Source organism: Ancylomarina salipaludis, from assembly GCF_004122035.1.
In the GTDB taxonomy this organism is placed as follows: Bacteria; Bacteroidota; Bacteroidia; order Bacteroidales; family Marinifilaceae; genus Ancylomarina; species Ancylomarina salipaludis.
The window spans coordinates 417143-438567 of sequence record NZ_SAXA01000001.1; the positions used below are offsets into that span (position 1 = coordinate 417143).

17 protein-coding genes are annotated in these 21425 nt (G+C 36.4%); 11 read left to right on the forward strand and 6 right to left on the reverse strand.

The window, feature by feature from the left end:
• Window positions 1-86: 86 nt before the first annotated feature.
• The 8 genes from EO244_RS01735 (at window position 87) to EO244_RS01770 (ending at window position 10343) form a co-directional block, all read left to right on the forward strand.
• Window positions 87-713: a YceI family protein gene (locus EO244_RS01735; protein WP_129252316.1), complete on the forward strand. Its 627-nt coding sequence runs from the start codon at window positions 87-89 to the stop codon at window positions 711-713.
• Window positions 714-820: 107 nt separating this feature from the next.
• On the forward strand, window positions 821-1780 hold the full coding sequence (locus tag EO244_RS01740) for an NAD(P)H-dependent flavin oxidoreductase (protein ID WP_206734442.1): 960 nt from the start codon (window positions 821-823) through the stop codon (window positions 1778-1780).
• 76 nt (window positions 1781-1856) lie between these two features.
• On the forward strand, window positions 1857-3098 hold the full coding sequence (locus EO244_RS01745) for a M16 family metallopeptidase (RefSeq protein ID WP_129252318.1): 1242 nt from the start codon (window positions 1857-1859) through the stop codon (window positions 3096-3098).
• The gene (locus EO244_RS01750; protein ID WP_129252320.1) at window positions 3098-4390 is read left to right on the forward strand and encodes a M16 family metallopeptidase; all 1293 of its coding nucleotides are present in this window, start codon (window positions 3098-3100) and stop codon (window positions 4388-4390) included. The genes EO244_RS01745 and EO244_RS01750 overlap by 1 nt, the downstream gene beginning before the upstream one ends.
• A gap of 293 nt (window positions 4391-4683) precedes the next feature.
• A complete protein-coding gene (locus tag EO244_RS01755) occupies window positions 4684-6915 on the forward strand; it encodes a RelA/SpoT family protein (protein WP_129252322.1) in 2232 nt (743 codons plus the stop codon).
• A gap of 100 nt (window positions 6916-7015) precedes the next feature.
• On the forward strand, window positions 7016-7471 hold the full coding sequence (locus EO244_RS01760; protein WP_129252324.1) for a Fur family transcriptional regulator: 456 nt from the start codon (window positions 7016-7018) through the stop codon (window positions 7469-7471).
• A 300-nt stretch (window positions 7472-7771) separates the two neighbouring features.
• A complete protein-coding gene (locus tag EO244_RS01765) occupies window positions 7772-9037 on the forward strand; it encodes an adenylosuccinate synthase (RefSeq protein ID WP_129252326.1) in 1266 nt (421 codons plus the stop codon).
• 241 nt (window positions 9038-9278) lie between these two features.
• A complete protein-coding gene (locus EO244_RS01770; RefSeq protein WP_129252328.1) occupies window positions 9279-10343 on the forward strand; it encodes a lysylphosphatidylglycerol synthase transmembrane domain-containing protein in 1065 nt (354 codons plus the stop codon).
• A gap of 73 nt (window positions 10344-10416) precedes the next feature.
• On the opposite strand, the gene EO244_RS01775 is transcribed toward EO244_RS01770, so the two are convergent.
• Together EO244_RS01775 and EO244_RS01780 are read right to left on the reverse strand one after the other, a co-directional pair.
• Window positions 10417-11385 (reverse strand): ROK family protein, encoded by a 969-nt coding sequence (locus EO244_RS01775; protein WP_241687923.1) that lies wholly within the window; start codon window positions 11383-11385, stop codon window positions 10417-10419.
• Window positions 11378-12610: a sugar MFS transporter gene (locus EO244_RS01780; protein WP_129252330.1), complete on the reverse strand. Its 1233-nt coding sequence runs from the start codon at window positions 12608-12610 to the stop codon at window positions 11378-11380. The genes EO244_RS01775 and EO244_RS01780 overlap by 8 nt, the downstream gene beginning before the upstream one ends.
• A 157-nt stretch (window positions 12611-12767) precedes the next feature.
• Between EO244_RS01780 and EO244_RS01785 the strand changes: the two genes are divergently transcribed.
• Entirely contained in the window at window positions 12768-13658 is an 891-nt protein-coding gene (locus tag EO244_RS01785) for an AraC family transcriptional regulator (RefSeq protein WP_129252332.1), read from the forward strand.
• A 268-nt stretch (window positions 13659-13926) separates the two neighbouring features.
• On the opposite strand, the gene EO244_RS01790 is transcribed toward EO244_RS01785, so the two are convergent.
• Window positions 13927-14910, reverse strand: a complete 984-nt coding sequence (locus EO244_RS01790; RefSeq protein WP_129252334.1) for a DUF4097 family beta strand repeat-containing protein — start codon at window positions 14908-14910, stop codon at window positions 13927-13929.
• 262 nt (window positions 14911-15172) lie between these two features.
• Here EO244_RS01790 and EO244_RS01795 point away from each other — a divergent pair, with 262 nt between their 5' ends.
• A complete protein-coding gene (locus tag EO244_RS01795; protein WP_129252335.1) occupies window positions 15173-15844 on the forward strand; it encodes a ferredoxin--NADP reductase in 672 nt (223 codons plus the stop codon).
• Between the two features lie 78 nt (window positions 15845-15922).
• Window positions 15923-16966 (forward strand): 23S rRNA (adenine(2503)-C(2))-methyltransferase RlmN, encoded by a 1044-nt coding sequence (rlmN, locus tag EO244_RS01800; protein WP_129252337.1) that lies wholly within the window; start codon window positions 15923-15925, stop codon window positions 16964-16966.
• Between the two features lie 72 nt (window positions 16967-17038).
• On the opposite strand, the gene EO244_RS01805 is transcribed toward rlmN, so the two are convergent.
• The 3 genes from EO244_RS01805 to EO244_RS01815 form a co-directional block, all read right to left on the reverse strand.
• Window positions 17039-18058 carry a LacI family DNA-binding transcriptional regulator gene (locus tag EO244_RS01805; protein ID WP_129252342.1) on the reverse strand — a complete coding sequence of 340 codons (1020 nt, stop codon included), beginning with the start codon at window positions 18056-18058 and terminating at the stop codon, window positions 17039-17041.
• A gap of 259 nt (window positions 18059-18317) precedes the next feature.
• Window positions 18318-19316 (reverse strand): formimidoylglutamase, encoded by a 999-nt coding sequence (hutG, locus tag EO244_RS01810; protein ID WP_129252344.1) that lies wholly within the window; start codon window positions 19314-19316, stop codon window positions 18318-18320.
• Between the two features lie 145 nt (window positions 19317-19461).
• Complete coding sequence (locus tag EO244_RS01815) at window positions 19462-21195, reverse strand: chloride channel protein (protein WP_241687924.1); 1734 nt, start codon at window positions 21193-21195, stop codon at window positions 19462-19464.
• Between the last annotated feature and the right edge of the window lie 230 nt (window positions 21196-21425).

A 21425-nucleotide genomic window follows, 5' to 3' on the forward strand; every position in this document is an offset into this window, starting at 1 on the left:
ATTCAATATGAATGAAAATAGCTTCAAAAGAAAAATATTGCTTAAATTGATCCCTCAGACAATAATATTCACAAATATTTCCACTTATGCTCTTCAGGTTAATACATTTATTTAGCCTATTTCTTATTGTTCTCAGCAACTCTACTATTGCTCAAAACAGCATTCACCTTGTTCCTGAAACCAGTTCCATTCGTGTATTTGGAACTTCGAATATTCATGATTGGGAAATGTATGTCGAATTCCAAACCGAAACTTCAGACTATGAAATACCCAATAACTCCCTTAAAAACCTGAAGAATGTTGAGTTTAAAATTGAAGGGAATCAGTTTAAAAGTAAGGAAAGTGCTATGGAAAAGAAAGCCCATAAGGCTATGAACTTATCACAGTTCCCATATATTACTTTTTTATTGAAAAGAATTACTATTCGAAATAGTAAACCAACCAATTTTAATGCTATCGCTATTGGTACACTAATTATCTCAGGTCAGTCAAAGGATGTTAAGCTGCCTATAAAGGGGAACATATTGGGAAATAGAAAAATGAATATTACAGGTTATATCGATTTAAAAATGTCTGATTTTAAAATTAAACCTCCTACGGCTTTTTTCGGAGCAATTTCTACCGCTAATGAAATTAAAATCGCCTATTCTATTGATTTTACCTCAAAAGAAAAAATCAGTCCGGAGATGCTAAGTTCTAATCTTAATCCTTAATATCAGTCATATCCCAAGTTTTTTCCTAATTTTGCCGACATATAATAAGACACAAGAAGTTTGTTTTTCTAGTGTCTTTTTTTGCACACACTCAGTAACAAATAATCATGATAAATAAAATCACTCAACTTTTTGGCATCGAAAAACCGATCATTCAAGGCGGAATGGTATGGTGTTCAGGATGGAAACTTGCAACTGCAGTCAGTAACGCAGGAGGTCTGGGTTTAATCGGGGCAGGCTCTATGCACCCGGACACGTTTCAAGAACATATCCAAAAAGCAAAAGCAGCTTGTAACAAACCTTTTGGGGTCAATGTGCCTTTACTTTATCCTGAAACGGATAAAATCATGGATATTATCGTAAAAGAAGGTATCAAAATCGTATTTACATCAGCTGGAAGCCCTAAAAAATGGACGCCATTTTTAAAAGGACATGGCATTACTGTAGTTCATGTGGTTTCAAGTGCTTTTTTTGCAAAAAAATGCGAAGAGGCCGGTGTTGATGCTATTGTTGCAGAAGGTTTTGAAGCTGGAGGACATAATGGCCGTGAAGAAACAACAACACTTGCCTTAATTCCCAACGTAAGAAAAGCGACAAGCTTACCTTTAATTGCAGCCGGCGGTATTGGTTGTGGAAAAAGTATATTAGCCGCTCTTGGTTTGGGAGCTGATGGCGTTCAAATTGGAACTCGCTTTGCTGCATCAACAGAATCATCATCTCACATCAATTTCAAAGAAGCAATTGTCAAGTTAGACGAGGGAGGCACCAAGCTTTCTCTTAAAAAATTAGCACCTACCCGAATGATTAAAAATAAGTTTTTCGATCAGGTTTATGAAGCTGAATGCCGCGGTGCCTCTGCTGAAGAAATGAAAGAATTACTCGGTAAAGGCCGTTCTAAAAAAGGTATATTCGAAGGTGATCTTGAGGAAGGAGAACTGGAAATTGGTCAAGTTGGCTCAATGGTAAAATCAATTCAGCCTGTTGCAGAAATCATGGCAGAAATGATGACTGAATACAAACAAGAACTTGCTATTCTTCAATCAGAACAATCCAAATACCAATTCTAAAAGAATCAAAAAAAGGCTGGCATGCAGATGTTTTCATCACGAAAACAAAACGATGTTTCCAAATTAAAGTGAAAAAATGATTGAATTCGATAAGTTTACACTCGATAATGGACTTAAGGTAATCGTACATCGCGATACCTCGACACCTTTAGCTGCTGTTAATATCCTATATAATATTGGGGCTAAGGATGAAAATCCGGAACAGACCGGTTTTGCTCATCTTTTTGAGCACCTCATGTTTGGAGGCTCAATAAATATCCCCAATTATGATGAACCGCTTCAGCAAGTTGGAGGTGATAATAATGCATGGACAAGTAATGATGTAACAAACTACTACCTGACGGTTCCTAAAGAAAATCTGGAAACCGGTTTTTGGCTGGAGTCAGACAGAATGCTGAGCTTGGCTTTTACTGAGAAGAGTCTGGACGTTCAAAAAGCCGTCGTGATTGAGGAATTTAAACAGCATTATTTCAATCAACCCTATGGTGATGTTTGGCTGCATCTTCGCCCCCTTGCCTATAAGAAACACCCCTACCAGTGGTCTACAATTGGGAAATGTATTGAGCATATTGCTGATGCACAATTGCAAGATGTGAAGGATTTTTTCTTTCATCACTATGCCCCAAACAATGCCGTATTAGTGGTATCTGGCCATGTTGAAACCGAAGAGGTAAAACGGCTTGCTGAAAAGTGGTTTGGTCCTATAGAACGTAGAGAGATTACGCCCCGAAATTTGCCAACAGAACCCAAACAAACCGAATTTCGGTCTCTTCATCTTGAAAGAGAAGTGCCTTATGATGCCATCTACATGGCTTTTCATATGTGTAGCAGAAATCATGAGGATTTTTACAAAGTGGATCTGCTTTCCGATATTTTATCCAATGGTCAATCCTCACGAATATTTCAAACTCTTATCAAAGAAAAGAACCTTTTCTCAAGCATAGATGCTTATTTAACTGGTGATTTTGAGCCTGGATTATTCGTTATCAGCGGGAAACTTACCCAAGGAGTTAATATGATGGATGCAGAAAAAGCTATCTGGGACGTTCTCGATGAAGTTTCAGCGACCAAAGCCAATGAATATGAACTGCAAAAAGTGAAAAATAAGATTGAATCATCTCTCGTGTTCTCGGAGATCAGTTTTCTAAATAAAGCCATGAATATTGCTCAGCACGAAATCACTGGTCAAGCTGAAGATATTAATCTTGAAGTTGAAAAATACAATAAAGTCAGCACTGCTGATTTACAGGAAATGGCTCAAAAAATTCTGATCAAAGAAAATTGTTCCACACTTTATTATCACGCAAAAAAACAATAATGGAGAAATTGAATCGCAGCCTACCACCTCATTTTAAAACAATTGAGCATGTAGATATTCCCAAATCAAAACAAGAAGTTTTGAGCAACCAGATTCCTGTCCATATTATTGCCGGAGGAAGTCAGGACGTTCTGAAAATTGAAATGATTTTTAATGCGGGACTTTGGTATCAGAAATCGCCACTCATTTCCGGCACCTGCAATTCGATGCTCAATGAAGGCACTGAAAAATATTCAGCAGCTGAACTTGCTGAAAAATTCGATTTTTATGGGGCTTATATTACCTATAATAACAGCCAGCACGATGCCAGTGTGTGTTTGTACACTTTAAACAAATATCTGGATGAGACGCTTGATTTACTTGAACAAATTATAAAGTACCCTACTTTTCCTGAGAAAGAATTCAAAACCATTCTCAGCAATAAGAAACAAGACTTTTTAGTAAATAGAGAAAAAACTAACGCCTTAGCTAAGGAAAAATTCAATGCGCTGATCTACGGAGCAACGCATCCATATGCCAACGTATTTGAAGCAAAGGTATTTGATGAAGTCAAATTGGATGACATCAAGGAGTTTTACAAGAACTTTTATACATCTGACAATTGCCGTATTATCGTTTCCGGAAAAATGGATGAGACGGTATTACCCAAAATCGAAAGTCGGTTCGGGGCTTCAGCATGGCAAACAAAGACTTCGGGTATTGAACCTGAACATAAACTTATAAGTTCAAACGAAAAGAAAAGCTTTGTATTAAAAAAAGATGCCGTTCAGTCATCCATCCGGATTGGGCGCCCTCTCTTTAATAAAACACATCCTGATTTTGCAGGAATCATGCTACTCAATCTAGTTCTTGGTGGCTATTTCGGTTCTCGTTTAATGCAAAATATCCGTGAAGACAAAGGCTATACTTATGGAATTAATTCTGTTTTACTTTCACATTTGGAATCGGGGCATTTTGCTATTATAACAGAAGTAGGGACGGATGTATGCGAAGCTGCTATCTCTGAAATCTATAAGGAAATTGACCGTTTAAAAGAAGAACTCGTTCCTGAAGATGAACTAAATCTTGTAAAAAACTTTTTTGCAGGCGAAATGCTTCGCAGCTTTGATAGCCCCTTCGCATTATCTGAAAGCTTAAGAGGGAATCTTCTTTTCGGATTCGACAATTCATATTACGAAAGATTTCTTCAGGATATCAAAGCGACAACATCTCAGAAAATAATGGAATTAGCAAACACTTATTTCCAAAAAGAAGATCTTTACGAGGTTATTGTTGGCGAAAACAAAGCCTAAATTACAAGACATATCACTCAGGGCAATTAGCAAAAGCTAATTGCTCTTTTTTGTTTTCAAGAAATTCGAAACTCTTACCTTCGAAAAAAAATTAGTATTTTATCCATACTAAAAGAATTGGAGCTAAATAAATTGGCTAAACAAGCAGGTAAATCGGGAGTTTTAATTAATTTTATAAGTCACTTACAACAAACAAATCGAAAACAGGCTTTTTTCTAAGGTCAATTTCTATCTCAAATTATCTTAATAGTTTTTTCCGGTTTGTATTGCGATATAATATAAATTAGTACCATATGACTGTTGAAACCCAACAAGATAAAGAATTAATACTGGCAAGCTATCAAAAGCTTTTGGCAAGTTGCAAAAGAAGCAACACGCCAGAAACAAAGGCTATGATAGATAAGGCATTCCATTTTGCCTGGGATGCACATAGAGGCGTACGTCGAAAATCAGGAGAACCTTATATTATTCACCCCATTGAAGTAGCTGAAATTGCAGCTAAAGAAATTGGTCTGGGAACAAAATCTATTGTATCAGCCTTATTACACGATGTCGTTGAAGATACGGATTACACGGTTGAAGATATTGCTCATCATTTTGGAGACAAAGTCGCAGCAATTGTTGATGGACTCACAAAAATATCCGGAGCTTTTAATCAGCAAACCTCAATGCAAGCTGAGAATTTCAGAAAGATGTTATTGACTCTTTCTGATGATATTCGTGTTATTATCCTCAAAATTGCAGACCGCCTGCACAATATGCGTACACTAAGCTCCATGCCACTGCGTAAGCAAATGAAAATTGCAGGTGAAACCCTATTTCTTTTTGCTCCTCTGGCTCACCGATTGGGGCTATACAAAATTAAAACAGAGCTTGAGGATTTAAGTTTGATGTACGAGCATCCTGAAGATTATAAAAGTATTGCCGAAAAGATTAAAAACAAAGAGGCAGAACAAGAACTGGTTTTAGAACAAATTATCCAGCCTATAAAAGAACGTCTGGATGATAATCATATCGTTTGTACAATTATCAATCGACCGCGTTCAATATTTTCAATCTGGAATAAGATTGAGAATCACAAAATCAAACTACAAGATATCTACGACCTTCCAGCCATCAGAGTGATATTTAAACCCCAAGAAGGTGTCCCTGAAAAAAACCAATGCTGGAATATTTATTCTTTGATTACAGATATTTACAAACCCAAACCTGAACGTATCCGTGATTGGATGAGTACACCCAAAGCCAATGGTTATGAAGCTCTGCATATGACAGCTATGGGCCCACTTGGGAAATGGGTTGAAATTCAGATTTGCTCCAATAGAATGAACGAAATTGCTGAACGTGGCTTTATCGCTCATTCCAGATACAACACCGATAGTGAATCTGAATTGGATAAATGGCTAAAAGATGTCCGTGAAATTCTGGAAAATCCGGAATCGGATGCTCTGGCCTTTCTCGATGAATTTCGTTTGAATTTATTTTCTCAGGAGATCCAGGTCTTTACCCCAAAAGGTTTAATCAAAACCTTACCCAAACATGCCAGTGCTTTAGATTTTGCTTACGAAATCCACACAGACATTGGTAATCAATGCATTGGTGCAAAAGTCAATCACAAATTAGTCCCACTCAATTACGTTCTTCGAAGTGGCGATCAGGTCGAAATCTTAACTTCGGAGAAACAAAAACCAAAGGCTGAGTGGCTGGAATATGTGGTAACGGCTAAAGCCAAATCGAAAATTAAAGCCGAATTTAAGGATGATCGAAAACGTCTCATTCGTGCAGGTAATAAAAAGCTGGAAGAACATCTCCAAAGTATTGGACTTGTTTTAAACTCAAAGGCAACAAAAAAACTGATGGAACACTATCAGTTTACAAATAAAGAAACACTTTTCTTAAACATCGGCTCGTCGCAACTGAAGCTTGACGAAATAGAACGAATTGTCAAAAAGAAATCAAAAAATAAATTTATTAAATACTGGAAGCTTCAGCTTTTTGGTAGTGATGACAAAAAAATTACATCCGAGGTAACTGAAAGCAAACCCGAGATTGATAAGAAGAAACCCTTCCTTTTGGAAGAAACCATGTCCGAGGAAAAATACAAAATTGCAACATGTTGTAAACCAATTCCGGGTGATGACGTAGTGGGTTATGTTGATATGGTTAACAATGTTACCATTCACAAACGAAAATGCCCCAATGCACTAAAACTGATGTCAAGTCAAGGAGATCGAATCCTCGAAGCAAACTGGACCAGTCATCGTTTGATGTCTTTTCTAGCCATTATCGAACTCAATGGTATCGATAAGATCGGAATCGTTAACGATATCACCTCAATTATTTCAAAAGATCATCATGTCAACATGCGATCCGTACATTTTGAAAGTCACGATGGTGTTTTTGAAGGATTAATACACCTCTATGTACATAATACAGAGGACTTAAACAATCTAATGAAAAAGCTAATCAAAATTAAAGGTCTCGACAACGTCAGACGAATTGAAAATATAGAAGAATACAGTTAATGCATTTTTTTTGCTTCTAGTTTTGCAAGTAATCAAAAAAAAACACTATTTTAGTCCCGTTATTTAAAATTAGATTAGATAGTAATATAGCTTTAAAAGTATGATTAGCGAAGACACAAAAGAAATTGTAAAAAAGATGTTTACTGATTACCTTCAAAAGAAGGGCCACAGAAAAACACCTGAAAGATATGCCATACTTGACGAAATATATTCCCGTGAAGGTCATTTTGATATTGAGTCGCTTTATATTTTTATGAAGAATAAAAATTATCGTGTAAGCAGAGCTACTCTTTACAATACTATCGATCTTCTTTTAGATTGTAAGCTTGTAATTAAGCATCAATTTGGAAAAAACATTGCTCAATTCGAGAAGGCATATGATAGTAATAAACACGATCACTTAATTTGTACCAAATGTGGTAAAGTTCTTGAATTTTGTGATACCCGACTGGAAGATGTTAGAAATAACGTGTCTGACGATATGGACTTTTTAGTTTCACATCATTCACTATATATTTACGGAACTTGTCAGGATTGTAGAAAAAAAGCCAATTAAGATATCAACACCCTATATATTTTAAAGTCCTTATTTATAAGGACTTTTTTTATTCCCCACGGTGATTTTTCAACAACACACGGTCTAATCTAAAATATTTATTACCTTTGACCGTTAACAATTAGCTGTTAACATCAAACAAAAATTCTCAGCTAATACTTTCCAAAAATCGGCATGTATCAGCTGGGTTGTAATCAACCGTTTTATTCAAATTATTTGTCGATAAATAACCCGATTCCAAGCTTCTTTATAGAGCTAAAATCATAGTTAATTCGATAAATCAGATCAAATTATTACCCTATGAAAGTTGACGTACTTTTAGGCCTCCAATGGGGAGATGAAGGAAAAGGCAAAATTGTAGATGTACTTACTCCAAAGTACGATATTATAACTCGATTCCAAGGAGGGCCCAATGCTGGTCATACTCTTGAGTTTAATCAAATCAAGCACGTTTTACATACGATTCCATCAGGAATTTTCCGTGACGATAAACTAAATGTGATTGGTAATGGTGTTGTAATTGATCCTGTTATTTTTAAAAAAGAAATCGAAGGAATCAAAGCCATTGGCATTGATTTGAGTAAAAACCTGTTCATCTCGAAAAAGGCTCACCTAATTTTACCTTCACATCGTATTTTAGATGCTGCCTCAGAAGCTGCAAAAGGGAAATCAAAAATTGGATCAACTCTAAAAGGTATTGGTCCAACCTATATGGATAAAACAGGTCGTAACGGTTTAAGAGTAGGTGATATTCTTTCAAACTTCGACGAAAAATATAAGGCTTTGGTTCAAAAGCATGCTGACATGTTGGATAAATACTATTCTTTCGAATACGATTTGTCAGAATACGAAGCAGAATGGTTTGAAGGCATTAAATTACTTCAGGAATTCCAACTAATCGATAGCGAACAATTCTTAAACGATAGCCTTAAAAATGGCAAATCAATTCTGGCTGAAGGTGCTCAGGGTACCCTATTGGATATTGATTTCGGTTCTTATCCATTTGTTACTTCATCAAACACCGTTTGTGCGGGTGCTTGTACTGGTTTAGGTATTGCTCCAAACAGAATTGGTGAAGTTATTGGAATCTTTAAAGCCTATTGTACTCGCGTAGGTATGGGACCTTTCCCTACAGAACTGTTTGATGCTGATGGAAAAGAATTAAGAGATAAAGGACATGAATTCGGTTCGACTACAGGTCGTGAAAGACGTTGTGGCTGGTTAGATCTTGTGTCACTTAATTACTCTATCATGATTAATGGAGTAACTCAATTAACCATGATGAAATCTGATGTTCTGGATGGTTTTGATACAATTAAAATTTGTACTGGTTACAAACTTGACGGTAAAGAAATCGACTATGTGCCTTATGAAATGACTGACGCTATTGAACCTGTTTACACTGAATTTAAAGGTTGGAAAACAGATATGACTTCTATGTCAAGCGAAGATGAATTTCCTGAAAACTTTAAAGCCTATGTTGATTTCATTGAAAAAGCAACAGGTGTACCTATTACAGTTGTATCAGTTGGACCTAATCGATCACAAACAATTGAAAGAAAATAAGACTCGTTTATTCGATTAAAATCTCGAATTAAACTCGTATCAAATTATATCAAATCCTCAGTAACTTCAATTCGAAGTTGCAGAGGATTTTTTTTTACAATGATTTAATAATGATTAATTCTGTCAACTTGACTATTTTCATAGCAAAAACTTAATATTTAAGACAAAGTCTCTTAGACATTTTATTTATATTGATTAAGTTTGATTACCAAATTTTATAATTGAAGAATGAATTAGTCCGATGGAGCAAAATAATTCGACAAACCCCAAGACACTTCTCAAAGCTATAAGCCCGCAGCGTGTAATTTGGCCAATTCTGATTGGTTTTGTTGCAGTCATTTATTTGCTTGTAAAGGATTTCGAACCCGGAACATTTGATTTAATTGAATTTTCATGGATTACCCTTATCGGTTTATTCATTGCCTTTCTGATGATGGCACTCCGGGATTTTGGGTATATGGCCAGATTAAGAATATTAACAGAGAACGAATTTTCATGGCGAAAAACCTTCCGAATCATTATGCTTTGGGAATTTACTTCAGCAATCACACCATCAGCCATTGGGGGCACCTCATTTGCGATCCTATATCTGAATAAAGAAGGTTTAAATCTAGGCAAAAGTTCTGCAGTCGTGATGGCCACATCCTTTCTGGATGAGCTTTATTTCATTATCATGTTGCCTTTGATACTACTTGTTCTTGATTGGCAACAACTTTTTCTACTTAATGCAGAAAACACATCCTCCTTAGCATCTTCTCTTTTATTTTTAATTTTAGGGGCTTACCTCTTAAAACTAGCCTATCTAATTGTACTGAGTTATGGACTATTTAAAAATCCACGAGGCTTAAAATGGCTGTTACTTTGGATATTTAAATTACCGATCCTCAGAAGATGGAAACAGGGAGCTAATCAAGCAGGAACTGATATTATTGAAAGTTCAAAAGATCTAAAAAACAAAAATTACATCTTCTGGCTTAAGGCATTTTTTGCAACATTCTGTTCGTGGACTGCCCGGTACTGGGTAGTGAATTCGATATTGCTTGCCTTTTGGTGCTGCAAATATAGCTCACTTGATCATCTCATGATTTTTGCTCGTCAGCTTTTGATGTGGATCATGATGCTTATAAGTCCCACACCTGGTGGAAGTGGTTTTTCAGAGTGGGTATTCACAAAATATCTGGGGGACTTCATCCCTGAAGCAGGACTGAGTATTACCTTAGCCTTAATCTGGCGATTAATATCTTACTACCCCTACCTCTTTATTGGCGCATACATGCTGCCAAAGTGGATTAAAGAGAATTTTTAAATAAAAAATGCTCCAAATAAATTGAAGCATTCTATATATCAGGTAGAATCTACCGGCTTTGCCAAATCTTAGTCTACATCTTATTCCAAACCAAAGCTGCACAACCCAAAACCGCGGCATTATCACTCAAGCCGGAAGGCAAAACTCTTATTTTATTTTTATAAATCGATAACAAATTTTTCTCCAAAGTTTCACGAACCGGATCAAATAATATATCACCTGCTTTCGTCAATCCACCAAACAGAAAAATAGCTTCAGGACTTGTAACTGCAACCACATTGGCCAAAACCTCACCCAAAATAGTTGCTGTGTAGGTGAAAGTTTCCATTGCTACTGAATCGCCTCTATTTGCTGCTTCTGCCACCATTTTCGCAGTAAGCTGGTTGAAAGGAACATCTCTCAACTCACTGTCACCATTATGTCTGGCCAATAATTTATAAACTGATCTTTTCACCCCAGTGGCTGAAACATAGGTTTCCAAACAACCTTTTCTACCACAGCCACACTCACGACCACTTTTACGTACAATCATATGCCCAACTTCACCTGCAAAACCATCATGACCATGAAGGATATCACCATTGGCAAAAATTCCGCTCCCCAATCCGGTTCCTAAGGTAATCACCATAAAATGATTCATATCCCGAGCTGCACCAAATACTTTTTCACCCATTGCAGCAGCATTGGCATCATTGGTAATATAAACCGGAACATCCAAACGTTTTTTTATCAGCTCAACAAATGGAATACTCCCTTTCCAGCGCAAATTAGCAGCATCTTCAATTGTTCCTGTATAATAACTTGCATTAGGCGCACCAATTCCGATTCCTTTTATATCGATTTGATAAGGCAAATCATTCCGGACAGAATTTATTGAACTAAATAATTCATCCAGATAATCTTCTACATCGGCATGTTTTTGCGTAGGAAGTGTTCCTTCAGAAATACAAATTCCTTCCTTATCAATAAAACCAAAAACCGTGTTGGTCCCTCCAATATCAATTCCTAATGCGACTTCTTTCATTCGAATATGCTTAATCATGTTTAAATCCCTTTACAGCATAATAGAAGATATATGCGTAACAAAGAACAGTAATAATAAATGAATTTTGAAGGCCAAAATTATCTGCTAAAACACCCATTAGCAATGGAACAATAGCCCCACCAACAATGGCTAAACAAAGAATTCCGGATCCCTGACTTGTATGCTGACCCAATCCATCAATTGCAAGCGTAAAGATAGTAGGAAACATGATAGAATTAAACAATCCAACTAAAACAATACTCCATAAAGCAAGCTGTCCATGTGTTAACATACTGGTTACAACCAAAAACACCACCATAATGGTATTAAAAGCCAGTAATTTATTTGCTGCCACTTTATGCATAATAGCAGATCCAATAAACCGTCCAAGCATAGCGCCTCCCCAAAAAATAGAGACATAGCTTGCAGCTTGAGCTTCACCAAACAAATTTAAAGCATCATGTCCCAAATAGCTTACCAAAGCACTTCCGATAGAAACCTCAGCTCCTACATACATAAATATAGCAACTGCTCCTAAAACTAAATGTTTATGATTCCAAGCTGACCCTTCTGCTTTCTGCTCCTCTGCATTTATAATTTTTGGCAATTTCACAAAAGCAAAAACCAATGCAATCAATCCCAATGCCACAGCCAAACCAATATAAGGCATTTGAACAGCAGAAGCACGGTTTATCAAATCATCACTATTATTATCTAATATTAACCAGGCTCCAAACATGGGAGCCACTGTTGTTCCTAAACTGTTAAAACCTTGTGTCAAATTCAAACGGCTTGATGCAGTTTCAGGACTTCCCAATTCAGCAACAAAAGGGTTCGCTGCCACCTGCAAAATCACTATTCCGGTAGCCAAAACAAAGAACGCAAATAGAAAGAAGCCATAGGATAAAAACGAAGCTGCCGGATAAAATAAGAGAGCTCCCAAACCTGCCACAGAAAGACCTAAAACGATTCCGTACTTGTAGCCAATTTTACCAATGATACGCCCAGCAGGTAACGACATTAAAAAATAAGCACCAAAAAAAGTGAATTGAACCAACATGGCCTGAGTAAAATTCAAATCGAATAAACCCTTCAAATGTGGAATTAAAATATCATTCATACAGGTTAAAAATCCCCACATAAAAAACAGGCTCGTCAACAAAGCCAATGCCCCCCTCAAATTCATAGCCTTTTCACCCTTTTCGCTTTTCGATCCTTTGATCGCTGCACTTATAGATACCATAATGTCTTGTTTTAGATTTTTACTTGCAACAAAGCTTCAATATTTACAACTAGAACTATGGTACTATTTTACCATTAAATAACACTATATTTGCATTCTATTAATAATTACTGACATAAAGTAATAATTATTTGTTATCAATATTAATTATTAAGAGATGGCGCTATTTTTAGAAGAGATTCCTTTAAAAACGACCTATTCATTCCGAAGTAAAATTGATATTTTGCCTCATATTGTTGTGCCATGGCATTACCATCCTGAATTTGAGCTCATCTATATTGAAAAGAGCAAAGGCACCCTAATAGTTGGAGATTGCATTGATAAATTTACCGATGAGGATATGATTTTCCTGGGGCCCAATGTGCCTCACGTTATGACAAATGAAGAATCTTATTATCAAAAAGATCCTAATCTCAAAGCTAAAGCCAGAGTCATCCATTTTAAAAAAGAAATATTTGGAAACAACTTATTAGGCCTACCTGAATTAGATAAAATCAACCTCTTCCTTGAGAAAAGTTCCAGAGGCTTTCGGGTTCAGGGCACTACCAAAACAAAAATCGTTTCGATCCTGAATGATTTACACGAAGCCAAAGGCGCAGTTAGAATCATACTCTTATTACAGATCCTAAATCTCCTTTCAGAGGATAAGAATGAAATTTATTTAGCAAGTGAAGCATTTGTTGAAAGCTTCAAGCATTCATCCAATCAGAAGCTCTACAATGTTTATGAATATGTAAGCAAGCATTTTCAGGAAACCATCGATTTAGAATCTGCAGCGAAGGTTGCCAACCTAAGCAAAACCGCCTTTTGCCGTTTTATTAAAACGAAAACAAACAAAACCTTCTCAGAATTTCTAAATGAAATGAGGATTAATTACGCACAAAAGCTATTGGTAGACGGAAAATTAACAATAGCTCAAATCGCATACGAATGTGGTTTTAACAGCCCCTCATATTTTAACAAGCAATTTAAAAACTATACTGGACTAACACCTCAAACTGCCAGATTGCAGGCAAAAAAAAATAGTATGTATCGGTTTTATAAATAGAAGTGGCTACCAACATAAAGCTGACAGCCACTTTCAAAGAAAACCAATTAATTATACTATTAAAACCATCATTTGGGACACCACTCCCAAAGTCATGGAGAACTCAGTCTCTTTATGATCTATGGTTTTGCCTATTTTAACCAATAACCAGACCAAATGACACAAACTATTCAATTACAACACATAAGACCAAGTTTATTTTAAGATCTAAGCTATCAAAGTGTTCGGCTACGTCACAATGCTGTTCATAATCGAACACATCAAAAAATTAATGATAGCTTTGATCTCCTGATGTCGAATGGCCGTATACCCAAATTTCACCATGCTTTGCATAGAGTTTTCTCTCGGCTGATCTTTGTCCTGCATGTAAATCTCCTGATGAAGCTCTCAAATCAAAACTTAAAGCATCCATCTCATTTTCAAAATCCATTGTAATATCACCCGAGGTAGAGGTGAATTTTGAATCTGCAAGTAATTCTATCCCCTCTCCTCTTATATCACCGGAAGTTGCCATTAAATCGAGTACTGTTTTGGCATTTTTGATGGTAAAATTTCCCGAACTTGAAACATTACTTAGTGCCCCATTAATGTCTTCAAATTTCAAATCACCAGATGTTGTTTTAGTACTTAAATTTCCTTTTACATCGATAAAAGACATATCGCCGGATGTTGCACTAGTTGAGATATCGGCCTGAATATGAGAAAAATTCTGATCACCAGAAGTTGATACTGCTGATATACTACCTTTTAAATAGTCAATTTTCAAATCCCCTGAACTTGTTGTTGAAGTGAGATTGGTTTCAATATTTTTAAGCTCAATGTCTCCCGAACTCGCTTTTAGTCTCATCTTATCCGATATAATATCTTCAACATACACGTCACCTGATGAATTTATAATCTCTATATCCGTTGAATAAGGAACTTTAAAATTCAAATAAGCGTCGAAACGGCCGCTAATAAAACCAGGCGTCTCAACCCAAACTTTTAAAGTAGAACCATCCTGACGATGCTTAATTTCAAAATCCTTACTGCCCCTTATCTTTCCTTGAATCAAACCTTTAAACTGAACATCATCTCTATCCTCACCAATGATATTGACATCTGTGAAACGGCCTTCAATTTCAATTCGTTTAATTCCATCATATTTAGCATCAGCTTTTGCATATATGGTTTGAGCAACACTACAAAATGGCAGAACCAAAAGCCCTGCAAGAACAATGATGTACTTAAAATTCAATTTCCTAATCTGCATAACTTTTATTTTAAATTTATATTAGACTTGATAGTTCAATCAGCATTAAAAACGTGTGTACCTATATATGACGACAATACTAAACATATAGTTACATCCCGATTCAATTAAATTTATCGAAAACTATTCGCCTTATATCTAACGCCTCATAACCAGAGTATTCTTTAATAAATTCCTCAAAGCTATTTAGACATCTTCTAAATTATATTATCTTTGTCAGGAATAAATAAGACATTTTTCAATTCTGAAATCAAATAAACAAATGCAAACAGATAGTAATTCAGAACAAATTTTGACGGAAAGCTCTGTGGTTTCTAATACCGAAATTGCACCCGGAGTTTTCGTACTTAAAATCAGACGAAATATTAATTTTAAACCAGGACAATATATCGGTATCACTACCGACAAAAATGTTGCTCCTCGCCTCTATACCATTGCCAGTAACACAAAAGACGACGTTATACAAATCTTATACAATGTAAAAGACGACGGATGGCTAACGCCCAGACTGAGCGAACATAAATTTGGTTCAACCATTTATATGACAAAACCTGATGGTGATTTTATTGATGATGACAGTCCCGCCTGGTGGATTGCATCCGGGACGGGGATTGCCCCATTTGCATCCATGTTTCGATCGGGACTAAAAACCAACAAAACTTTAATTCACGGTGGTCGATTTGCCCATTCATTCTTTTTTGAAAAAGAATTCCGCCCAATTCTTAAGGCTAACTACATTCGTTGTTGCTCTCAAGAAAGTGCTGAGGGTTTGTATAATGGAAGATTAACCCGATATTTGCAGGATATAGAGACTTTTCCTGAGGATTGCAGGTATTTTTTGTGCGGTAGTCCTGAAATGGTTGTTGAGGTAAGAGATTTACTTATTGACAAAGGAGTCGCTTATAATAAAATCGTTGCTGAAATCTATTTTTAGTTCCGGTTTTAATAATCAAAAAAACAGAACACATATGTTGATGACCACCAGGAATTAACAAAAAATTATTATAAGCAGATGGCTAAAGAAATACTATTAGGAAAAACATTGGAGGAATTAACTCAAGTTGTTTTAGATTTAAAACTTCCAAAGTTTACTGCCAAACAAATTGCCGATTGGCTTTATAAAAAAGATATTACAAGTATTGACGAAATGTTAAACTTGTCGTTGAAAGCCAGAACGCTCCTAAAAGAAAATTTCGATATCGGTTTAACAGCCACGATCAAAGAACAATGTTCGGTAGATGGGACTAAAAAATACCTTTACCCAACCAATCATGAAGGTCAGTTTATCGAAACAGCTTATATCCCTGATGATGACAGAGCAACGCTTTGCGTTTCATCTCAAGTGGGATGTAAAATGGGTTGTCTATTCTGTATGACAGGCAAACAAGGTTTTCAGGGACAACTTAAAGCCGCTGATATCATCAATCAGGTTCGTAGTCTACCCGAAAGACATCAGCTTACAAATATTGTTTACATGGGAATGGGTGAACCTCTGGACAATGTGCCTGAAGTTATGAAGTCACTTGAAATTCTTACCTCGGATTATGGTATGGCTATGAGTCCGCGTAGAATTACCGTTTCAACCATCGGAATTATTCCAGGAATGAAGACCTTTTTGAACGAAAGTGAGTGTCATTTAGCCGTGAGTCTGCACACACCTTTCGACGATGAGAGAAAAAAACTAATGCCAATTCAAAATGTATACCCGGTAAAAGATGTTTTGAAGATGATTCGTGAATTTGATTTCGGTCGTCAACGAAGAGTTTCTTTCGAGTACATCATGTTTAAGGGAATTAACGACACGCCTGCGCACGTTAAAGAATTGTGTAAAATTCTAGATGGTATTAAATGCCGAATGAACTTAATTCGATTCCACCCTATTCCAAACTCACCGCTTCTTGGCTCTGATGAATCAACAGTTGAAGAATTTAAAAACTTGCTTAATAAGAAAGGCATCACCACAACCATCCGTCGTTCACGTGGGCTGGATATCTTTGCTGCCTGCGGTCTCTTATCAACTAAGGAATTGGTGAAACAACAAAATAAAGATTTCTAAGCAATCGAAAATATCATACAAAAAAAATCCTGCCTTAACAGCAGGATTTTTTTTATACTATATTCTGAGCTTTTACTTTTCAGATGAAGCTCTCACAATTAAGTCAGCATGTACAACTGCTTCTTTCACTTTATCGCTATCAGGTTTATTCTCCATTTGTTCGAAAAGCAGATTGGCAGCTTCTCGCCCTACTTCTTTCGGATTCTGATCCATTGTCGAGATTGAAGGCTCCATATAACGAGAACGACGGCTGTTTGAGAACCCAACAACAGCAACTTCTTCCGGAATCTTAAATCCAAGCTCTTTAGCTGCCATTATAGCACCAATAGCCAGCTCATCATTAATTGCAAAGAAAGCATCCGGGCGATTACTTCTGGATAATAATTCCATTGTCGCACTTTTGGCCGAATCAACAGTAAAATCACAGCGAGAAATCAAAGTCTCATCCAAATCAATATTTTTATCCGAAAGAGCAAGCTTGTACCCTCTCATTCTATTTCGACCAAACAACATGTACTCCGGGCCGGTCAGAAAAGCGACACGCTTGGCTCCGCCTTCCAACAGGTGAGTCACTGCAGCGTGAGCAGCAGCCGCATCATCAGCCACAACTTTCGACACATCCAGCTCTTTTGAAGTTCTATCGAAAAGCACGATGGGCACCCCCATATCCTTAATCTTATGAATATGATCGTAAGTATTGGTTGCACGAGATAAAGACAGAATAATTCCATCCATTCTCATGTTCAAAAATCCATCAACATTTTTCTTTTCTTTTTCAAGCTTCTCATTTGATGAACTCACAAAAACCTGATAACCATGCTCATCAGCAACTTGTTCAATTCCTTTAACTACCGAAGCATAAAACGAACTCACAATCTGAGGAACAACGACACCAATTGTATTCGACTTTTGAGTTTTAAGAGCAACAGCCAACGGATTGGGTCTATAGTTCAATTCCTTAGCAAGCTTTTGAACCGCTTCACGTGTTTGTAAGCTAATTTCCGGATTGTTCTTTAAAGCTCTTGAGACTGTAGAAACAGATATACTGAGTTTCTCAGCAATATCTTTAATCGTTACGGGTCGGTTTGCCATAGACATCATTTTTAAACTATTTTCCGTTAAATTCTACTAAAGAGTCTTAAATTAAACTCCATTCTAATTTAGAACTAAGAAGATCAACAGAGTGAATATAAAAGAAAATTAATAGTCGTATTAATTTTTGAATACAGAAATTACAATACCAATTGTAATTTGCAGTATCACAAAGATAAAATAATTCAGATAGTTTCAATAAATAGATTGAGGTTTTGAATAACATCAATTCAAAAACCAAAAAGATAATCTGAAATTCTTAATTTAATTCTTTTTCCTCAATTATCGAATTGATAACAGCAAATATGATAATTGCAGCTAATTTTGAACTGCGATTATCTTCATCGAAACGAGGAGCGATTTCAGCTATATCAAAACTAAGCACTTTTCCTGACCGAATCATCATCTTTATTAAAGTTAAGATTTTTTCGGGATGCAAACCAAAAGGCTGAGGAGCACTCACTCCAGGTGCATAAGCTGATGAAATCACATCAGAACAAAGCGTAAAGTAGATATTTTCTTGCTTTTTGGCATAACGCATCAAATCCTGACCAATATTAAACATGTTGGCAGATGTAATATCCTTAGCCATAATATATTTAACATTTAAGGAATCCGCTTTTTTAAACAGGCTGACTGTGTTACCATATTGCTGAATACCAGCAACCATATAATTAAAAGCTTTATTCTTACGCTGGCAATCATCTGCAATTTGGGAAAACATCGTTCCGGAACTACTGCCATTTTCGTATGGACGCATATCGAAATGCGCATCCAAATTAAAAATCCCTAAACTTTGCTGATTCGTCTCATCCAAAAATCGTTCGATTCCTCTGTAATGCCCATAGGCAATCTCGTGTCCACCACCTAAAACAATAGGAAATAAACCTTTCTTTAGGATCAAACAAACAGCCTCAGCCAAAGCATCTTGCAATTCCTCAAGCTTTTGATCAGTGCGTACAATATTGCCACAATCGTAAATCTTAGTTGTGGATGGAAAACTGCAAGGCAAATTCGCGAGTTCTTTTCGTATACTTCTAGGCCCCTTTGAGGTTCCAACACGTCCCAAATTTTGTTCAACACCCTTGTCGCAGCAGAAACCCAATAGACCAAAACCATTAGCTTCTACCTCAAATTCCTCCAATAAATTAATTGGTGTTATTATCTGATGCCAACGAAAAGCGTCGTAATCTTCGTGATGATCAATTCGCCCTTTCCAAAAATCCTTTGAAATACACTTATATTGATTGGAATTCATACTTCTGATATTAAATATTGTCTTATAAAATCTATACCCAACAAGTTCATAATTGGAGCTTGTTTTTTCCTTCACAATGGTACAAATTATCAACTTAAAACATCAAATTCCAAGCAAAAAATCATTAGCAATCTACAAATCCTATTTATTCATCTGAGAAATGAACTAAAACGCGTCTGTAAACATTGAATATCTTCGATTTAGACACAAAACCCAAATATTTACCATCCATGATTACAGGTAAATTCCAAGCCCCGGTTTCTTCGAATCGTCTCATAACTCTATCCATAGGCGCATTAGCCTCAAGAACTGCCGGAGGCATCGTCATCAGGTTACGGACATAGGTTTCATCATACATTTCGGGGTTGAACATGATGTGACGAATATCATCAAGCAATACAATACCCAAAAGCTTTTCCTCATCATCAACAACAGGGAAGATATTACGGTGTGAATGAGAAATCAGTTTTACCAATTCGCCAAGACTCGCATCAGGATCAATTTTTTGAAGATCAGTTTCAATTACTTTTCCCAATTTCATTAAAGTTAAAACGGCTTTATCCTTATTGTGGGTAATCAGCTCCCCGCGTTTTGCTAATCGTTTGGTGTAAATTGAATGGGGCTCAAAATACATGATTGTCAAATAAGCTATAGTGGCCGTCACCATAATGGGTACAAACAAAGTATATCCTCCTGTAATCTCAACAATAAGGAAAATTGCAGTCAAAGGCGCATGCATAACCCCGGCCATTACACCCGCCATACCAATTAGAGTAAAGTTACTTTCAGACAGTTTCACAAAATTGAAACCATTTAAAAATCTAGCTACAAAAAAGCCCGAAAGACCACCCAGGAAAAGAGATGGTGCAAAAATACCACCAACCCCGCCACTACCTGTGGTAACGGTAGCTGCAATCACCTTAAAAGCTAAAATTAGAACAACATAACCCAATAATAACCAATAATGATCCCTTAAAAAATAGAAAATCGAGTTGTTTACCAAGCCATCAATATTCCCATTAATCAATGCCTGAATTGTCGTATAACCTTCACCATAAAGTGGTGGAAAAAGAAAAATCATTATGCCTAAAGCTAAACCACCCAAAATTAATTTCTGATAGCGATTTTTTATGCGTTCAAGCTGAGATTCCAAATACATTCCCACTCGTGTAAAATATAATGAAACCATTCCTGTAAACACCCCTAATAAAATATAATAAGGGAATGTAGAAAGAACAAAAGAGTCGTTTAATGTGTAAGAAAGCAAAACTCCTTTCCCCATAAAAAAGTAGGCAATACTCGCCCCAGTAATCGATGAAATCAATAGGGGTATTAAAGATGCCATCGTCAGATCGAGCATCAATACCTCAAGGGTAAAAACCATACCCGCCATAGGTGCTTTAAAAATTCCACCAATAGCTCCGGCAACTCCACAGCCCACCATCAGAGTAATGGTTTTATAATTGAGATGAAACATCCGCCCCAGGTTTGAACCAATAGACGCACCAGTCAGAACAATCGGCGCCTCAGCCCCTACAGATCCACCAAAACCAATGGTCAGCGTACTCGCAATAATCGACGAATAATTGTTGTGTGATTTGATCTGGCTGTTTTTTTGAGAAATTGCATAAAGTATACGGGTGACACCATGACCAATATTATCTTTGACAAAGAATTTCACAAACAACACAGTTAATAGGATACCAACTGTTGGGTAAGCCAAATACAGAAGATTAACTGAATCGACATGCAGGTTATGTGTCAGGAAATGATGAGTCTGATGGATGGTTGTTTTTAGTAACAAAGCTGCTAAACCACTTATGATACCAACAATAAAACTAAGAATTAGAACAAATTGTCTTTCTTTAATATTTTTCATTCTCCAAATTAAAAATCGGGACAACAAACTCTTGTTCTTCATGACTCTAACTGTTATTTTCTAAGGGTAAATCTAACCTTTTAATATTCTGAAAACTTTATTACTCTCTTTCTTGGTCGGATGGCTTTTTGAGTCAGGCTAACCTTAATCCATTCAATACATAAAAAAGACTTAAAAATCTCAGTTTGGCTATGTATTATACTGACAATCTTTAGAATTGACTAAAAATT